The sequence below is a fragment of the Streptomyces sp. YJ-C3 genome (assembly GCF_053891275.1).
In genome coordinates this window covers 4,369,507-4,386,390 of sequence record NZ_CM132685.1, presented here as the reverse complement: position 1 = coordinate 4,386,390, position 16,884 = coordinate 4,369,507, and the positions used below count along the sequence as shown (strand labels likewise).

The window sequence follows — 16,884 nt, the reverse complement described above, 5'->3', positions numbered from 1 at the left end:
GCCTGAGCCGAGGTCATCAGGCCCTGAGTGCGGCTGCGTTCCGCTGCTAGCCCTCTCAGCAGCTCGCCACGCTGTCTCCGCACCTGCCCGCTGGCCGGCGCCTTCAGGCACCCGCCTCGCGCGCAGCCTGGTGCAGGGCTTCGAGGGCGTCCAGGACGACGGTGCGCTGGTACCAGTCCAGCCAGGTACCCGCCACGCGCTGCAACTGCTGCAACTGCAAAAGCTGTTCCTGGCGCAGGCCGGTCAGGGGCTCGCGGTGGTGGCTGGACACCACGCCGAGCACCATGCCGCCCCGACGCGCGATCAGGGGGACGCTGTGGCAGGCGCGGCTGCCCGCGTCCAACAGGATCTGCTTGCTCGCCTCGTCGAAGCCGGTGCTGCGGGCAATATCGGGGACGGTGACCTGGCGGGCCGACTTGGCGGCTCTGGAGCACGGAGTGCCGTCGTCCACAAAAGCAAAGTAGTCCGTGAAGATCTGCGGGTGGCCTTCATGCTGCACCATGCGCAGCGTTCTGCCTTGCCGTACCTGCACGTTGCCCGCTTCTCCGCCGGTCACGTCCAGCACTCGGTTCAGCACCGCGGACAGGACCGAACTCTGGCTCCGGGCATCGACCTGCTTGCGTCCCAGGGCCCGCAAGGGCGGGGAGGGTCTTCGCACCCGCCCGGGGAACCAGTCTTCGTCCTTGTCGTGTGGTGGCGTGGTCTGTGCGAGAGCGGCAGCCAGTTCATGAACTTTGATGTTGCTGCGTTGCGAGACAGTGCGCAGCAACGCGAAGGCGTCCTCTTCGTTGCTGAGGCTGTAGCGCTCGACCAGCCTGCCCAGAGCGAAGGACACTTGGGCCCTGGCGCGACCTTGTTTGTGGACGCTGGCGACGAGCTCCCGAAGTTCTGTGGCTTCGGACCGCAGTCCTTCCTCGCTCGTCCACGCTTCCCTGCGCAGCGCAGGGAGGAGCGGAATGGGGGCGAGGGGACGTGCCGGCTGGGCATGGCCGTGCGTCACGGCGGCCTCCGAAGAGTGCGGCGGATACAGGGGACAACCGCGTAGCACTGACGGCCGGACGAAGGTGCGCTTGCGCTTCCGTCCGGTGGCTGCCTGTGTGCGGCCGTGCCTGCTTCCCAAGCACTCGTCGCCGATCTTATCGCCACCCTGGTGGCGCGGCGTCGCGTGCCCCCGACGCCTGCTTCTGTCCCCACGGGGCGTCAGTCAGACGCACAGCGCCAGACCTTCGGGCACCAGGAGCCTGTCTCCTCGGAGCAGGAGCGGAACAGCGCGCGCTACCGGACCTCGCTCGAAAGGCAGGTGATCTGGAGAGATACCCTGGCCTTCCATGGCAATAAGTTCCGCGCTGTGCTCCTTCGCCCTAGTTGTAGGGCTTCTCACTCTGACTCCCGGACTCGACACCGCGCTGATACTGCGCACCTCGGCCCTTGGCAGGCGCGGGAGGGCCTTGGGCGTCGTCCTTGGAATCCAGACCGGCACCCTGGTGTGGGGTGCGTTCACCTTCCTCGGAGTGACGGCGCTCCTCACGGCCTCCCATCTCGCCTACACCGCGTTGCGCTGGATCGGCGCCGCCTACCTGATCTGGATGGCGGCCCGCATGCTCCGGGACACGTTCCGGGCGCTGCCCGGTCCAGAGACGGTCGCACCACTTCTGGCCGTCGGCGCTGACTCGCTCAGCGCGGGCTGGCGGCAGGGAACACTCACCAACCTCCTGAACCCGAAGATGGGTGCCTTCTACGTCGCTGTCCTGCCGCAGTTCATCCCCTCAGGGACAGACCACTTCACCATGGGCCTCCTCCTCACCACGGTGCACATCCTCATAGGTCTGCTCTGGTCTGCCGTCCTCATCGGCTTCGCTCGCGTCCTGCACGGCTGGCTCCGCAAGCCCAACGCGCGCCGTCTGCTCGACCGGATCAACGGCACCGTCATCGGCGCATTCGGCATCAGGCTGGCACTCAGCGACTAACGATCCGAGCGGCTCGGCACGGTGTACTGGCACTGCACTGGCACGAACGCACTCACACTCACACCGACACACCCACCCCCACCCCCACCCCCACCCCCACCGACACCGACACCGACACCGACACCGACACCGACGAGATCTACCAGCACAAGCATCAGCCCTTCGGCCGACCGTCTCGCCCGTCTGCTGGGGAGCTCGTGGCACTGGTGCTGGCACCGGCCAGGGAGGCGCCGCGGGTCTCGGGCGCGGGGACGTGCGAGACCGCGGCGCCGCACACCAGGACGGCCGCGGCCAGCAGGATCGTCGCCGAGACGCCGAACCGGTCCATGGCCAGGGGAAGCAGGAACGTACCAGCCGCGGATGCGGCCCGGCTGACGGCCGTGCCGATGCCGCTGGCGCCCGCCCGCACCTGCGCCGGGAAGAGTTCCTTCGGGTAGACGCCCGGCAGAACACCTTGTGCGGCGTTGAAGAAGGAGAAGACGAGGAAACAGATCACGACGACCGCGACCGGAGCCCCGCTCCACAGCCCGATCACCGCCAGGGCCACGGCGCTGATCCAGAACGTCCACAGCACCAGCGGACGCCGGCCCGTGCGGTCGACGAGAACGACTCCGATCGCCGAGCCGACGACCGCGAGGACGCTGGTCGCCACCGACGCGGCGAGGCCGTTGCCCAGGCCCAGCGCGGAGAGCACCTGGGGCGCGAACGTGCCGATCGCGAAGTACGGCAGCACGCTGCATGCCCAGAACACGCAGACGAAGACGGTGCGCTTGCGGTACTCACGCCCCAGCAGCAGCGCCCATCCCGCGCCCTGCCGTGACGAGGTGCCGGACTCCGCGGACTTCGGGGCGAAGGCGTCGAGATCGTAGGCGGGCCCGATCCGCCGCGCCACCAGCCGCTCGGCCTCCGCCCGGCGGCCCCTCCCGGCCAGCCAGGCCGGTGACTCGGGCACCCGCAGCGCCAGGCACAGGCCGAGCGCCGCCAGCACGGCCGCTCCGGCGAACGGCCACCGCCAGGCGTCCGGTGCCGACTCCGCGACCAGGTACCCGACGACGTACGCGACGATGAAGCCGACGTACCAGCCGAACTGCAGGGAGGCCAGGAGCGTGCCGCGTCGCCTGGCCGGGGCGAACTCCGCGACCATCGGGGACGTCACGACGTACTCGGCTCCGATGATCATGCCGATGAACAACCGCACGGCGAAGAGCTGTCCGGCGGTGGTGACCCACAACTGGGCCAGGCAGCCCACCAGATAGGCGGCCATCGTGAACACCACGAGCGGTTTGCGTCCGTAGCGATCGGTGAGCCAGCCGAACAGTGGACCTCCGACGAAGCAGCCGATGAGCGCGCCTGCTCCGACCAGTCCCTGCCACAGTGCCGACATGTCCAACTGGCGTGTCGCCATGGCCAGTCCGGGCCCCACAGCCTGGACGTAGCCGTCGATGAGCTTGCCGCACATCGCGACGGTGAACACGAACAGGAACACGCGCCGGTACTGGCGCCGGTGTCCTTCGTGGACAGCCGTGGGCCTGGCGCCGGGATGGATCGTGGTCACGCGTGCCTCGCCCTCATGTGCTGGTCAGCGGGGCGAACCGGCCCTGCGCTGCTGGTGGAGGGACTGTAGGAAGCCGGGGAGCACGGGAACAAGGAATCCGGGAAGACCGCAATGTGCGTTGCGCTCAGAGCAACCGGTCGGTCGGTGTCGGACGTCGGCGCGGTTCCCAGCCGAGGGCGGCCGATACCCGGGCCGCCGCCCGGACCGTGATCCGTCCGGCCTCCTCCAGCGACCCGCCCAGGCGCTCCTCGGGCGCACCGACGTTGAACGCGGCGACCACCCGGCCGCGGAAGTCGCGGATCGGCGCCGAGACGCCGACGAGGCCCGATTCGAACTCCTCCCGCACCTCGGCGTACCCGCGGGCGCGGGCCTCCTGGATGCGCTGCCACAACTCCTGCACGGAATGCACGAGCGAACCGTCGAAGCCACCCGACAGGTCGCCCATGCCGAGGCGTACGTACAGCTCGTCCGGGGTCGCGTCGAGGAGCAGCACCCGTCCCGCCGAGGTGCGCGCGGCCGGCACGCCGCGCCCCTCCCAGCCGTGCGCGCGGTAGGAATGCGCGGAGACGGACAGCACGGTGAGGACTTCGCTGTCCCGCAGGACGCACAGGTGACAGGTCTCCTCGAGCTGTGCGGCCAGGCGCCGCATGACCGGCTCGGCGATCCGGAGCAGCCGGCTCTCCGCCGTGCGGGCCACCATCGAGAACAGGCGCCAGCCGAGGCGGTACTCCAGGGTGTCGGGGTCGCGCTCCACGACTCCCTCCTCGGCGAGTGCCTTGAGCGCGCGCGAGACCTGGCTCTTCTCGCGTCCGGTGCGCTGGGCGAGCTCGACGACGCCGAGCCCTCTGCCGCGCTCCGCCTCGTGCAGGGCGAGCGCGTCGAGCAGGCGCAGATCTCGGTTGAGTCCTTGCCGCCGGTCCCCGGCGGGGCTCGCGGGAGTGGTCGTGCCCGGCAGGTCGGGGGTGTCCGGGTTCCGCGTCACGCCAGGTCCTCCGTGTCGCCGCTGCGCGGGGTTGCCGGCAGTGCAACCCGTATTGCGATCCCCCGCGATTCGTTGCCCGCCGCGTCCGGCCGTCCTTACGTTGACGGACGTGGGCCCCGCCTCTGCCGCCGGGGCCGTCGCACGTCCCTGGGAGATTCCTTCATGAAGATCACTGACATTACCCTCGACCGCCTACGGCTGGAACTGGAGCCTCCGTTTCGCGCGGCCTGGGACCCGGAGCCGCGCCGGCACTTCGACGCGACCGTCGTTCGGGTGCACACCGACGAAGGAATCACGGGCATCGGCTCGGGCGACACCATGGACGGGTTCGACGCGTTCCGTCACCTCTTCGTCGGGACCGATCCGCTGGACATCACCCGTCACGTGCGCGCCATCGAGACGGCCAACTTCCACGGCGGCCACTACTGGCCTCTGGAGGTCGCGCTGTGGGACATCATCGGCAAGGTGCACGACCGCCCCGTGGCCGAGCTGTTCGGCAACGCCACGAAGCGGCTTCCCGCGTACGCGTCCTCGGGCGAGCTGAAGTCGCCGAACGACCGTGTCGACACGGCGCTGCTCGCCCGTGAGATCGGCTTTCGCGCGATGAAGATCCGTATCGACCGGAACCGGGTCCGCGAGGGCATCGCCGCCGTACGGGCGGTCCGGGAGCGGCTCGGTGACGACTTCGAGATCATGGTCGACCTCAACCAGTCGTGGCGCATGGCCGGGGACACCGCCCCCGCCACCGATCTCGTCCGCACCCAGACGATCGTCGCCGAACTCGCCGAACTCGGCGTGTTCTGGGTGGAGGAGCCGCTGCCGTACGCCGATCTCGACGGGTTCAAGCGACTGCGTGCCGCCAACCCCACCGTGCGGATCGCGGCCGGAGAGATGCACCACTCCACCACCGAGCTGCTGCGTTTCCTCGAGGAGGACGCGCTGGACATCTACCAGATGGACGTCGTCCTCGCGATCGGCATGCACCGGGCGCGCACACTCGCCGAGGTGGCCCAGCTCAAGCACCGCCACTTCACGCCGCACAGCTGGACCAACGGCATCGGCGTCCTCGCCAACGTGCACGCCGCGGCCGGAGTCGGCGGTGGCCCCTACTTCGAGTTCCCCTTCGACCCGCCCGGCTGGACGCCCGAGCGCCGCGACTTCATGCTCACCGACCCGGTACGCATCGAGGCGGACGGCTGCGTCGTCGTGCCGGACGCTCCGGGGCTGGGCGTGGACCTCGACGAGGACGCGGTACGACGCTGGCGGATCGGCTGAACCGACCGGTCCCCGAGGCGGCGAGGCGCACTCGGCGCCCGCCCGCCGCGCCGGGCAAAAGGAGTTGTCCGGCGCGGCCGGCCGCAACGGGAGGTCTCGCCTTCGGCCCTCGTGCGACGCGGGTCATCGCGGGTCATGGCGGGTGCTTCGGTGAAGCGAGGTGAGGGATGTCGATGTGGAGGGTGCCGATTCGTCGCCGCTCTCGACAGCCACGCAGTAGCCCCTCCCCCTGCCGCTCAGTTGACGACACGCGCCCGGCGCCGCCATCACACGGTCCCCGCGGCTTGCGGTGATCATGGAGGGATGCTGACCGTGCTCGTGCTGGCCGCCCCCGACCAGGCGGCCGACCTCATCGCGCATATCGAAGGTGTGGCGGAGGCCCGCGTGGTCTCCTCCACCCACGACAGCGCGCTCGCGCTCGCCCGTGCCCAGACCCTGCTGCCCGACGTCCTCGTCGCCGACCTCAGTGCCCGGTTCGCTCCGGACTCAGCCACCGTCATCCACCGTGCCCGGCTGCTGACGCCGCCCTGCACGGTCGTGGTGCACGCCGACGGCGCGGTCCTGGGGACCATCGCCCCCGAGGGCGCCGTCTGCCCCGCTCCCGATCCCGAAGCCGGCGCGCTCGCCCGTGTGCTCGCGCAGCTGAGCGGCTTCCCGGCCTAGGTTTCCACCGTCATGTGTGAACACGGGTCGACCACGGGATGAGCCCCAGGTCACAAGGGATCGGAGACACGCGGAACTCCCTCGCCGGGGCGCAACTGTTCAACTGTCACGTCCGTCCCACGAATGCACCCATGCATCCGTGAGGAAGACGAAGCACCATGACCCAAGCACCGCCGCTGTCCGGACGACGTCCGCCGAGGCCGCGAGCGGCGGGGCGCCCGCCAGGTGTGGCCGACGGCAGGCGCCCGGACATTCAAGGGCTGCGTACCGTGGCCGTCACGCTCGTCGTGCTGTCGCACGCCGGGGTGCGGCAGTTCAGCGGCGGTTACCTGGGCGTCGACGTCTTCTTCGTCATTTCCGGCTTCCTGATCACGTCCCTGCTCTCCCGCGAGCTGGAGCGCACCGGCCGCATCTCCCTGTCCCGTTTCTACGCCCGACGGGCCCTGCGCCTGCTGCCTGCCTCCACCCTGGTCTCGGTCGTGACGCTGGGAGGGGCGTATCTCTTCCTCTCGAAGGTGCGCTTCGCGCAGTACGCGGGCGACGCGATCGCGAGCGGCCTGTACGCGGTCAACATCCGGCTCGCCGCGTCCGGCACGGACTATCTGCAGGCGGCCGACCCTCCGTCGCCCTTCCAGCACTTCTGGTCGCTGGCCGTCGAGGAGCAGTTCTACGTGGTGTGGCCGCTGCTTCTGGCTGCCGCGTATCTGGTCGTAGGCCGGCACCGACGGGCAGGACGAACGTCCTGGCGAACGGTCGCGGCGCCGGCCGCGACCGCTGCCGTCCTCCTCGCACTGTCGTTCTTCCTCAGCCTCCGTACGACGCGGGTATCTCCGTCCTGGGCCTACTTCGGTTCGCACACGCGGGGGTGGGAGCTGGCTGCCGGGGCGCTCCTCGCCCTCTGTGCCCACCGTCTGCGGGCCATGCCGCCGCTGCTCGCCGGAACGCTTTCCTGGGCGGGCCTGGCGGCCGTCGTCGGAGCAGCACTCACGTTCGACAACGCGACTCCGTTTCCCGGGTACGCGGCGCTCGTGCCCGTCTCGGGCACGGTGCTCGTGCTGGCGGGCGGCTGCGTACCGAGCCGGTTCGGCGGCGAACTCGTCCTGCGACAGCGGCTGTTGACCGGCATCGGCGGACTCTCCTACGGCTGGTACTTGTGGCACTGGCCGCTGCTCGTGATTCTTCCCGTCGCCCTGGACCGCCCGGCGGCCGGCGTACCGGCCCGGTTGGCGGTGTGCGTGTTCGCCCTGGTGCCGGCCTGGCTGACGCTTCGGCTCGTGGAGAACCCGATACGGTTCGGCGCCGTGTTCCGGGACCGGCCGCGCAGGGCGCTGGGCCTGGGCGCCGGTTCGACGGCGGGGATCGTGACGCTCGCGCTCGTCGCGGCGCTCTTTCCGCCCGCGATCGGCTCCGGTCGTCCGGCGCCGGGTCTGGCCGCGGCCCTCGACCGGGCACCGGACCCGCAGGCACGCCTGGCCCGGTTGCTCGCCGCGCCCAACGACGTCGTCCCCGGCAATCTCTCGCCCGGCCTCACCGAGATCAAGGCGGGTCGTTCGGCGGTGTACCGGGACGGCTGCCACGTCGGCCCGGCCTCGGTCGACGTGCCGCCGTGCGTGTACGGAGACCCTGCGTCGGACACCACGGTGGTGCTCTTCGGTGACTCGCACGCCGCCCAGTGGTTCCCGGCTCTCGAACGCCTCGCGCGCGAGCGCCACTGGCGGCTCGTCTCCTGGACGAAGGCCTCGTGCAAGGTCGCCGACGTCACGATCGTCAGCGCGGGCGCACCGTACACCGCGTGCGACACGTGGCGCTCGAAGGTCCTGGCGCGGATCGCGGACCTGCGGCCCGACCTGGTGATCGCCTCCTCGTCGGAGGCGGGCGATGCCGCGCGCCCGGGCGCCGAGGGCGCGGTGCGGCAGTGGACGTCGGGCTTCGAGCGGACGTACCGGTCGATCCGGGCGAGCGGGGCACGGGTGGTGGCGCTCCTCGACACGCCCTGGCCTGTGTCGGACGCGGTGGACTGCGCGGCGACGTATTCGCTGCGTCTGGGGCGGTGCGCTGCCGCGCCCGGCCGTGCGGTGAAGGACCCTCACAAGGCCGCCGCGGTACGGGCGGCTGCGGCGTCGACCGGGGCCTCGGCCGTCGATCCGGGCCGATGGCTGTGCGCGCCCCGGGTGTGTCCGGTGCTGGTGGCCGACACACTCGTGTACCGCGACGACGGCCACATGGCGGAGGCCTACGCGCGGGCTCTGTCCCCGGTCCTCGGCGCCGAGCTCACCCGGCGGTTCGGAATGCCGTGATCCCCCGGTACTCCCTCAGGCCTGGTCGACCAGGCGTGCTCCCCGTTCAGCGCCCTACAGAGCGCGGGCCTTCTGCCCGGAGCTTGTTCTTCCTACGATGACGCGATGAACGCTGGGGGCGGGTGGGATGCGTGAGACTGCGAGTTTCCGTTGTCGTGACAGTGCTCGTGTTTCTGCTGTCCGGCGCAATGGTGGCGTGGGCGCTCGACGGCGCTCTGGGTCTGTCGTTCACGGCGAAGGCCGTACCCGTGGAACAGGCCCGGCAGGAGCCGGTGCGCACCCCGCGGGCGGCGCCGACGCTGCGTGCGATCACCGGTGTCACCGGTACCCGACTGCGGCTCGCCGGCGAGGCGGTCGGTGACGCGCTCGCAGCCCGCGGTCGTGCCGCGCCCGCGATCCGGACGAGCCGCGACGACGTGGCCGCCGGCGACGCGCTGGCCGTGCGGGTGGGCGGCCTCTCCGGTGGCGGGTCCGACGAGCGGTACCGGCTGAGGCGTACCGGGCGTGGTTACGTCCTGGATGCGGCGTCGGCGGCCGGTGCCGCGGCGGGTCTGTATCGGTTCGCGGATCGCGTCCGCGGCGGCGAGGACGTCCAGGCGGACCGAGGGCGCGTCGTGGCGCCGAAGTTGGGGCTCCGGTTGATCGACACCGGTGCCGTCGGCCTGGACGCCGATCGCGCCCGGTTCGTCGGGGGCAAGGACTACTCCCTCAACTCCGATGTCGTGGGGAGGGCGTTGCTGCCGCGGGCCCCCTGGGTGGACGGCGCCGAGGTCGGGCGGATCGGGCAGCAGTTCCGGACACTCGTCCGGCACGCGGTGCGAGACGGCTACAACGGCGTGGTGGTACCCGGCTTCCTCGAGTACGTGACCTTCTCCGGCGTCGGCGACGGGCGGTCCGTGTACCCGGCGGACGACGTGCACGTCGCTCGGGCCCGCGCGATGGTCAAGGCATTCGCGCCGGTGTGGCGGTACGCCCACGAAGCGGGCATGCGGGTCTACTTCCAGACGGACATGCTGGCACTGTCACCGCCTCTTCGCCGCTATCTGGAGCGCGAGTTCGGCAGGCTGGACACCGAGAACCCGAAGCTGTGGTCGGTGTACGCGGCCGGGCTCGAGGAACTGTTCCACGCGATGCCGTTCGCGTCCGGAGTGATGATCCGTACCGGCGAAGGCGGATCCGCGTACCGGCTGCCGGGCTGGGACTACACCTCGGCGATCGAGGTGACGACGGCCGGATCGGTGCGCGCCATGCTGCGGTCGCTCCTGGGCGCCGCCGAACGGGCAGGCGGCGACCGAGAGGTGATCTTCCGTACGTGGAGCGTGGGCGTCGGCGCCGTCGGCGATCTGCACACCAACCCTGCCTCGTACAGAGCGGTGCTGGACGGCATGGACGATCCTCGGCTGATCGTGTCGACGAAGTACTCCCAGGGCGACTTCTACTCGCATCTGCCGCTCAACCCGACGCTGCTAGGTGGCTCCCAGCGGCGCATCGTGGAGTTCCAGGCCCGCCGGGAGTTCGAGGGGCAGGGCGCCCTGCCGGATGACCTGGCGGAGCTGGAACAGACGGCGCTGCGACGCTTTCTGTCCGCCAATCCTCACATCGAGGGCGTGTGGACCTGGGCGCAGACGGGCGGACCGCTGTACGCCGGTCCGCGCTCGCTGTACCTGCGGACCGGATTCTGGCAGTTGTGGGACGTGAACGTGTATCTGACCGCCCGCCTGGCGCAGGATCCCGAAACCGACGTGGCCAAGGCTCGTACGGCGTGGATCCGCCGGACGTTCTCGGACGATCCGGCGACCGTGGCAGCGATCGGCCGGATCCTGGGGCTGTCGCGCGCGACGATCACCAAGGGGCTGTACATCGGTCCGTACGCGGACACCTCGGCCAAGGCACTCGGTCTCGAACCCCCGCCGATGATGTGGATCTTCGAGTGGGACATCGCGACCGGTGACAGCGCCGCCCTTTCCAGCATCTACGCCGCCACCCGCACCCGGATGCCCGAGGCGCTGGCCGACGCACAAAGGGCAGTGGAGCTCTCGCGCCGTCAGCAACGGCTTCTGTCAGGGACGGACCCCGGCACCTGGCGCGACGCGCAGTTGCGCGAACGGTTTGCCGACGCACTCGCCTACCAGACGAACCTGCTCACGGTGCTGGGCGAGTACCGCGGTGCCGTGTTGTGGCACCAGAGATGGCTCGACACCGGATCGGCCGACGCGAGCAGGCGATGGCACGCGGCCGAGCATCGGTTCCGGGCAGCGGCAAAGGACCACGAGCAGCGCTACGGCGACGATCTGGCGCTGCCGGCCTACAACTTCACGGCAGCCGATGGGGGTCTGCGGCGGGCGGACCGCGATCCGGCCATGGCCTGGTGGGCGCGTGCTCTGCTGCTCGCCCTGCTCCTGACTGCCGTGGCCGCCGTGACGTTGAGGAGGCTGCCCGGAGCCGCTGGGGTCCGGGCACTGCTGACTGCCTCGCTGCGCCCGTGGCAGGTGCGGACGCTCCCCGAGCCGCCGGGCCGGCTTGACCGGCTCGTGGTGTGGATGCTCCCGGGACTGGTCCTCGTGCTGAGTCGCGCGGTGCAGACCTGGTTCCTGGCGCCGGTGCACGTGGCGGTGACGATGGGCGCCTGGGTGGTCTTCGCGGGCGTACTGCGTTGCGCGGTGGGGCGTCATGGGTACCGGCTTGCGGCGGCGGTGGGCGGCGCCGCTCTTCTACGGACGCTGCTCCTGCTGGGCGTGCTCGCCGTGCGCGGGCCCGGCTTCTACTGGTTCGGGTTCTGGACCTCGGCAGCGGGCCGCTTCCTGTACGTGATGGTGGCGTGGGCCCTGTTCCTCTGGGTGTGCGCAGCCGCCTGGTGGGCCCTTCGTCTTGGCTACCGGCTGAGCGCCCGGCGGGCCTGGGGCTGGCTCCTCGGTGCCGTGGGCAGCACTGTCTCGGTGGGTGCTCTGGTGGCCTGGGCGGTGGGCACGGAAACTTCGCTCAGCACCTGGAACGACCAGATGGCGCTGCTGCCGTGGGGCCTGCACCGCATCCTGGGCCTCACGGAGTACCTGGGCATCCCGGGAACGGTCCCGCGCACGCTCACCGTCGCGGCCGCGGTCGTGACGGTCGCGTCGGCCCTGCTGGTGACGGTCCGTCGGAGAGGCGAGTCGGCGGAAGAGACATCCGGCGCCGAGCGGAGGGCGGGGCAGGTCTCGAGGTGAGGGCGTCCGGAAACTAGGGCGGCATGGGAGGCAGGCGCGTTCAGCCTGAGACGGGCTCCGACCCCTCCTCGCCGGCGTGCACTTCGGCGTCTCCCCCGCCCTGAGAGCGAGTTCGCGTCGGCTCGTCGGCGAGCACCTCGCGCGCCATCCGGGACGTGGACCGGCCGCCTGCTCGACGGCTTCGACTTCGCCCTATGCGCATCGAGGTCGGCGGCGCGCCCCCAACAGGTCTGCCAGGCAGCCCAGTTGGGTCGCCCCGCGCGAGGACAGGACCGCCAGCATCCGGAACTGCGGCAGGGGCACCCGGTTCTCGACCTCGGCGAGCGTACGGGCCGACACCGCGCCCCGTACTCGCGTCGCGAGTACGGGGCGGTGAAGAGCAGGAGTTCCGCCGACGTCCTCCGGGCCGAGAGTCCACCGACTGGCGGACCCCAGGTTCAACCGGTCGCCGCTGTCGGCGTCACACCTCCGCGACCAGCATGGCTGTCATGAAGAATTCAGGTGCAACGACGATGAGCAGAACCCGGGATCCGCATGCCGAGCCGGTTGTCCGGCTCGACTGCGTCAGCCGGGTCTATGGCGGAGCGAAGAACCCGGTGACCGCGCTCGACGACGTCAGCATCTGCCTTGACGCGGGTACCTTCACCGCCGTCATGGGTCCGTCCGGATCGGGCAAGTCCACCCTGCTGCATTGTGCGGCGGGCCTGGACCGGCCCACGTCGGGGACCGTGCGTCTGGACGGCGTGGACCTCGCCTCGCTGCGTGAGCGGTCCTTGACCAGGTTCCGCCGCGAGCGCATCGGCTTCGTGTTCCAGGCGTTCAACCTGCTGCCCGCGCTGAACGTCGTCGACAACGTGACGCTGCCCCTGCGCCTGGCCGGCACTCGGCCCGCCAGAGCAGTCGTGGACGAGGTCCTCGAGCAGGTCGGACTGAGCGGGAAGCGGGCCAGCCGGCCGGGCGAGCTGTCCGGTGGCCAGCAGCAGCGGGTCGCGATCGCACGGGCGCTGGTCACACGGCCTGCGGTGATATACGCGGACGAGCCGACCGGCGCCCTGGACACGCGCACCGCGGCCGAAGTCCTCACTCTCTTACGGCAGTCGGTCGACAGAGCGGGCCAGACCATCGTCATGGTCACGCACGACCCGGTGGCCGCCGCGTACGCGGACCAGGTCGTCTTTCTCGCCGACGGACGGCTGATCGGTGCGCTCGAGCGGCCGAGCGTCGAGCAGGTGACGGGGCAGATGCAGAAGCTGGGCACGTGGGACGACCGTGGCGCGCTCCAGCAGACCGGGTACGGGGTGCAGCGATGATCCGTATCGCGCTGCGCACCCTGCGCTTCCACAAGGGCGGCTTCATCGCATCGTTCGTGGCGCTGTTCCTCGGTGCCGTCATCGTCATCGGCTCCGGCGGTCTTCTCGAGACCGGCATCCACAACGCGGCGCCACCGCATCGCCTCGCCGCCGCGCCGATCGTCGTCACCGGCGATCAGCGCTACGCGTACACCCAGGAGGAGCTCGTCTTCCCCGAACGCCTGCACATGGGCGCCGAGTTGGGAGACAAGCTCGCCAAGCTCCCGGGGGTCGGCTCTTCGGTCCAGGACCTCTCCTTCCCGGCGGCTCTCGCCCGGGGCGGCGAGGTCACCGGCCACGGCTGGTCCTCCGCCAAGCTCGCCCCGTACCACCTCACCGAAGGCAGGGCACCCGTCGGGGACAGCCAGATCGTCCTCGGGGAACGGCTCGCGGACCGTACGGGACTGAAGACCGGCGAGCGGATACGACTGCTGGTCCACGGCGCCGAGGAGAGCTACCAGGTCTCGGGGCTGGCCGCCGGTGCGGACGACGACGGCGCCGTGTTCCTGGCCGACACGGAGGCCGCCCGGGCCGCGGACCGTGTCGGAAGGATCGACAACATCGGGGTCTTCCCGGCCCCTGGTGCGAAGGTGCAGGACGTCGCCTCCACTGTGCGCAAGGCCGTGGACGGCTCGCCGATCACCGTGCTGACCGGGGACGACGGCGGCCGTGCCGAGGATCCGGGCGTCATCGCCGACGGCAGCGACCTGATCCCGTTGGCCGCCGCGTTCGGCGGTCTGTCGGCGATGGTCACGGTGTTCGTGGTGGCCAGCACGCTCGGCCTCTCCGTCCAGCAGCGACAGCGCGAGATGGCGCTGCTGCGCACGATCGGTACGACACCGGGGCAACTGCGCCGGCTCATCCTCGGCGAGACCCTCTTCCTCGCCGTCATCGCCACCGGTCTCGCGGCCGTCCCCGGGCCCTGGTTCGGGCGGCGGCTGCTGGACGCCTTCTCCAACGCGGGCGTCGTGCCCGACTCGATCGCGTACCGGGCAGGCTCCGTGCCGGTGATCGTCGGGGCAGCCACCGCGCTGCTCACCGCGCTCGGCTCGGCGTACATCGCGGCGCAGGCCGCGGCGCGCACCCGGCCGACCGAGGCGCTGGCCGAAGCGACGCTGCACCGGCGCTGGTTCAGCGCGTTCCGGTTGGTCGTCGGGCTGCTGTGCCTCATCGGCGGTGCGGCCCTCGCCTGGGGCACCACGGGTGCGGCCGGCCCTGACGCGGCGGGGGTCGCGACACCGGCCGCGATGGTGTGGGCCGCGGCGTTCGGTCTCCTGGGACCCGTCGTCGTACGAGCCCTCGTGGCAGTGCTGCGCCGTCCCGTCGGGAGGGCGTTCGGGCTCGCCGGTGAGCTCGCCGCGCACAACGCGCGGGCGCGCACGGCGCGGCTGGCATCCGCCGTGATGCCGGTGATGCTGGCCAGCGGCCTGGCGGTCGGCCTGGTCTACATGCAGACGACGCAGTCCGACGGCGCCAAGCGGGCGTTCGACGAGAACCTGCGCGCGGACGTCGTGGTGACGTCGGCCTCTGGCGGTCTCCCCCTCGACCTCGTCGGCAGGATCCGCGAACAGCCGGGAGTGGTCGCGGCGTCCGCGCAGATCCCGACGACCGGCTACATCGAGCCGGACGAGCCGATGCGGCCGAGCGAGGGTGAGGACACCGGCCCGCAGCCGATCGAGCTGTCGATGCAGGGGGTGACTCCGCAGGGCCTGGACCGCACCACCGCGTACCGGGCGGCGAGCGGCAGCCTCACCGCCCTGAGCGGCGACTCCGTGGCACTCCCCACCGCGTACGCCAAGGACCACAAGCTCGGCGACCCGGTCCCGATGCGCCTCGGCGACGGCACCCAGGTCACGTTGAAGTTGGTCGCCACCATCGACGGGCGGCGCGGCTACGAGACGGCACTTGTCCCGGCGTCACTCCTCATCGGGCACACGGACGGCGGGCTCGTCCCGCAGATCGTGGTGAGTGCGGCAGACGGCACGGACCGAACCCAACTCATCGCTTCTCTCACGAAGTTGGATGATCTCCAGCCCGGGGTCCAGGTGTCCGGAACACAGGTGCTGGAAGCCGCTCAGGCCGACACGGACCATACGCAGGCCTGGATGGCGTATCTGGTGCTCGGTGTGGTCGTCGGTTACGCGACGCTCGCTCTGATCAACACGCAGGTCCTGGCGACGGCCGAACGGCGCAAGGAGTTCATGCTGCAGCGGCTCATCGGGGCCACCCGCCGTCAGATCCTGCAGATGATGTCGGTCGAGGCGACCTTGGTGGCGCTGGCCGGGATCGTGCTCGGCCTCCTGGTCGCCGGGGCGACGTTGGTTCCGTTGAGCATGAGCGTCCTCGGCACGGTCCTGCCCGGCGGGTCCCCGTGGATCCTGATCACGGTGATCGCCGGCGCGGCAGCCCTGACTCTGCTGACGACGCTGCTCGCCGCGGGGGCGGTGCTGCGGGGGCGGCCACAGGACGCGGCGGGGCTGCGGGAGTAGCGGCGCATGACGTGGATCAGGGGTACCGCCCCACGGAACACTGTGCGCGAGCTGTCGCTACCAGAGGCCTCCGCGCGCTGGGCCAACCGACAGGAACGAAACGTGCGTTGCGTATCGGAATGGGAACCGAGAAGCCGTCCGGCGTCGAAGGGTGCGGGCGCGCGCTTCGGTCAGAGGGAATGCGGCTACGTTACGGACATCGATCCGTTGAGACGTCGACCGTGGCGGCCGGTAGGGTCCACCGGTGCGTGCGGGGATCGTGGGGGATACGCCGAAATCCGTCTTGAGTTGCTCAGCGATGGCGTCGTGCGTGACGCGTCCACGCGTGAGGGGGGACAGTTCCAGAACTCTGGCCAGATGGCCGAGACGGTCCAACGCCCGGGCGCCGACTGGGGAGCGGTCCTCGATCGTCTCCAGTACGCCCAGGAGGTGGGGCACGATGGCGGACGGCGTCGGAGGCGACAGCCCTGCCGTCAGGAAGCCCGCGGCACACAACGGACCTCGCCGACCGTGGCGGGCGCTCGCACTGATGTGGAGAAGGTGGACCACGAAGGCGCCTGCGGGCGACCAAGCCGGCGGCGTGGAGGGCACGGACGACATCGATCAAGATGGCGGCACCTACTTGATCTTGCCTCGGCCCCGGTGTAGGGGTGTCTTCGTATGTTGCATCCCGCATGTTTCGCAGACAAGGAACGTTTCTCATGAGCACTCTCGGAATCGCCGGAAAGTCATCCGTCGCTCTCGCACTGGGCTGCGCGGCCACGTTGTTGATGCCGGCCACTCCGGCCGCCGCCTCAGACTGGGACCGGAACTGCTACAGCATCTCCGCCCCCTACAAGGGCATCAGTGAAATCATCGGCAAGGCCGGAAAAACCCGCAGCGGCTGCACGGACGCCACCATTTCCCTGCAGCGTCACCGCTGGTACGGCTGGGAAGAGATGGACTGGACCCCGCTGGAGAGCGGCACCAAGCTGGCGTACTGGAACTGCACGGGTTCTGGCACCTACACCTACAAGACCGTCGTGGGCGTCGACTCCAACCTCGCCACCTACGAGAGCGCCGAACGTCGCTTGACCTGCTGAGGACCACGGTGGTCCACGGGTC

At 70.6% G+C, this 16,884-nt stretch carries 11 protein-coding genes and 1 pseudogene; 8 read left to right on the top strand and 4 right to left on the bottom strand.

Features of this window, described 5'->3' with window-relative positions; translation table 11 throughout:
* Window positions 1–103: 103 nt before the first annotated feature.
* Window positions 104–835, bottom strand: coding sequence for a GAF domain-containing protein (locus tag ACVHNB_RS19595; RefSeq protein WP_456228763.1), 732 nt, complete (start codon window positions 833–835; stop codon window positions 104–106).
* A gap of 493 nt (window positions 836–1,328) precedes the next feature.
* Between ACVHNB_RS19595 and ACVHNB_RS19590 the strand changes: the two genes are divergently transcribed.
* On the top strand, window positions 1,329–1,967 hold the full coding sequence (locus ACVHNB_RS19590) for a LysE family translocator (RefSeq protein ID WP_428949831.1): 639 nt from the start codon (window positions 1,329–1,331) through the stop codon (window positions 1,965–1,967).
* Window positions 1,968–2,121: 154 nt separating this feature from the next.
* On the opposite strand, the gene ACVHNB_RS19585 is transcribed toward ACVHNB_RS19590, so the two are convergent.
* Window positions 2,122–3,522, bottom strand: a complete 1,401-nt coding sequence (locus ACVHNB_RS19585; RefSeq protein ID WP_456228762.1) for an MFS transporter — start codon at window positions 3,520–3,522, stop codon at window positions 2,122–2,124.
* A gap of 124 nt (window positions 3,523–3,646) precedes the next feature.
* Window positions 3,647–4,504, bottom strand: coding sequence for an IclR family transcriptional regulator (locus tag ACVHNB_RS19580; protein ID WP_428949833.1), 858 nt, complete (start codon window positions 4,502–4,504; stop codon window positions 3,647–3,649).
* 162 nt (window positions 4,505–4,666) lie between these two features.
* On the opposite strand from ACVHNB_RS19580, the gene ACVHNB_RS19575 reads away from it, so the two are divergent.
* The 6 genes from ACVHNB_RS19575 (at window position 4,667) to ACVHNB_RS19550 (ending at window position 15,780) form a co-directional block, all read left to right on the top strand.
* The gene (locus tag ACVHNB_RS19575) at window positions 4,667–5,779 is read left to right on the top strand and encodes a mandelate racemase/muconate lactonizing enzyme family protein (protein WP_456228761.1); all 1,113 of its coding nucleotides are present in this window, start codon (window positions 4,667–4,669) and stop codon (window positions 5,777–5,779) included.
* A 303-nt stretch (window positions 5,780–6,082) separates the two neighbouring features.
* Window positions 6,083–6,442: a hypothetical protein gene (locus tag ACVHNB_RS19570; protein WP_456228760.1), complete on the top strand. Its 360-nt coding sequence runs from the start codon at window positions 6,083–6,085 to the stop codon at window positions 6,440–6,442.
* A 269-nt stretch (window positions 6,443–6,711) separates the two neighbouring features.
* The gene (locus tag ACVHNB_RS19565) at window positions 6,712–8,739 is read left to right on the top strand and encodes an acyltransferase family protein (RefSeq protein WP_456228759.1); all 2,028 of its coding nucleotides are present in this window, start codon (window positions 6,712–6,714) and stop codon (window positions 8,737–8,739) included.
* Between the two features lie 155 nt (window positions 8,740–8,894).
* Entirely contained in the window at window positions 8,895–11,942 is a 3,048-nt protein-coding gene (locus ACVHNB_RS19560; RefSeq protein ID WP_456228758.1) for a hypothetical protein, read from the top strand.
* A gap of 512 nt (window positions 11,943–12,454) precedes the next feature.
* Window positions 12,455–13,252 carry an ABC transporter ATP-binding protein gene (locus ACVHNB_RS19555; RefSeq protein ID WP_428949838.1) on the top strand — a complete coding sequence of 266 codons (798 nt, stop codon included), beginning with the start codon at window positions 12,455–12,457 and terminating at the stop codon, window positions 13,250–13,252.
* A complete protein-coding gene (locus tag ACVHNB_RS19550; protein WP_456228757.1) occupies window positions 13,249–15,780 on the top strand; it encodes an ABC transporter permease in 2,532 nt (843 codons plus the stop codon). The genes ACVHNB_RS19555 and ACVHNB_RS19550 overlap by 4 nt, the downstream gene beginning before the upstream one ends.
* A gap of 190 nt (window positions 15,781–15,970) precedes the next feature.
* On the opposite strand, the pseudogene ACVHNB_RS19545 reads toward ACVHNB_RS19550, so the two are convergent.
* A pseudogene (locus ACVHNB_RS19545) lies at window positions 15,971–16,311 on the bottom strand (oxygenase MpaB family protein); the annotation flags it as partial.
* A 170-nt stretch (window positions 16,312–16,481) separates the two neighbouring features.
* Between ACVHNB_RS19545 and ACVHNB_RS19540 the strand changes: the two are divergent.
* On the top strand, window positions 16,482–16,862 hold the full coding sequence (locus ACVHNB_RS19540; protein ID WP_428949840.1) for a hypothetical protein: 381 nt from the start codon (window positions 16,482–16,484) through the stop codon (window positions 16,860–16,862).
* The last annotated feature ends 22 nt before the right edge of the window (window positions 16,863–16,884 follow it).

Excerpts from the sequence above, each read along its gene's own strand:
- ACVHNB_RS19575 (WP_456228761.1), top strand. The coding sequence starts at position 4,667 with ATGAAGATCACTGACATTACCCTCGACCGCCTACGGCTGGAACTGGAG.
- ACVHNB_RS19570 (WP_456228760.1), top strand. The coding sequence starts at position 6,083 with ATGCTGACCGTGCTCGTGCTGGCCGCCCCCGACCAGGCGGCCGACCTC.
- ACVHNB_RS19590 (WP_428949831.1), top strand. The coding sequence starts at position 1,329 with ATGGCAATAAGTTCCGCGCTGTGCTCCTTCGCCCTAGTTGTAGGGCTT.
- ACVHNB_RS19550 (WP_456228757.1), top strand. The coding sequence starts at position 13,249 with ATGATCCGTATCGCGCTGCGCACCCTGCGCTTCCACAAGGGCGGCTTC.
- ACVHNB_RS19555 (WP_428949838.1), top strand. The coding sequence starts at position 12,455 with ATGAGCAGAACCCGGGATCCGCATGCCGAGCCGGTTGTCCGGCTCGAC.
- ACVHNB_RS19540 (WP_428949840.1), top strand. The coding sequence starts at position 16,482 with ATGAGCACTCTCGGAATCGCCGGAAAGTCATCCGTCGCTCTCGCACTG.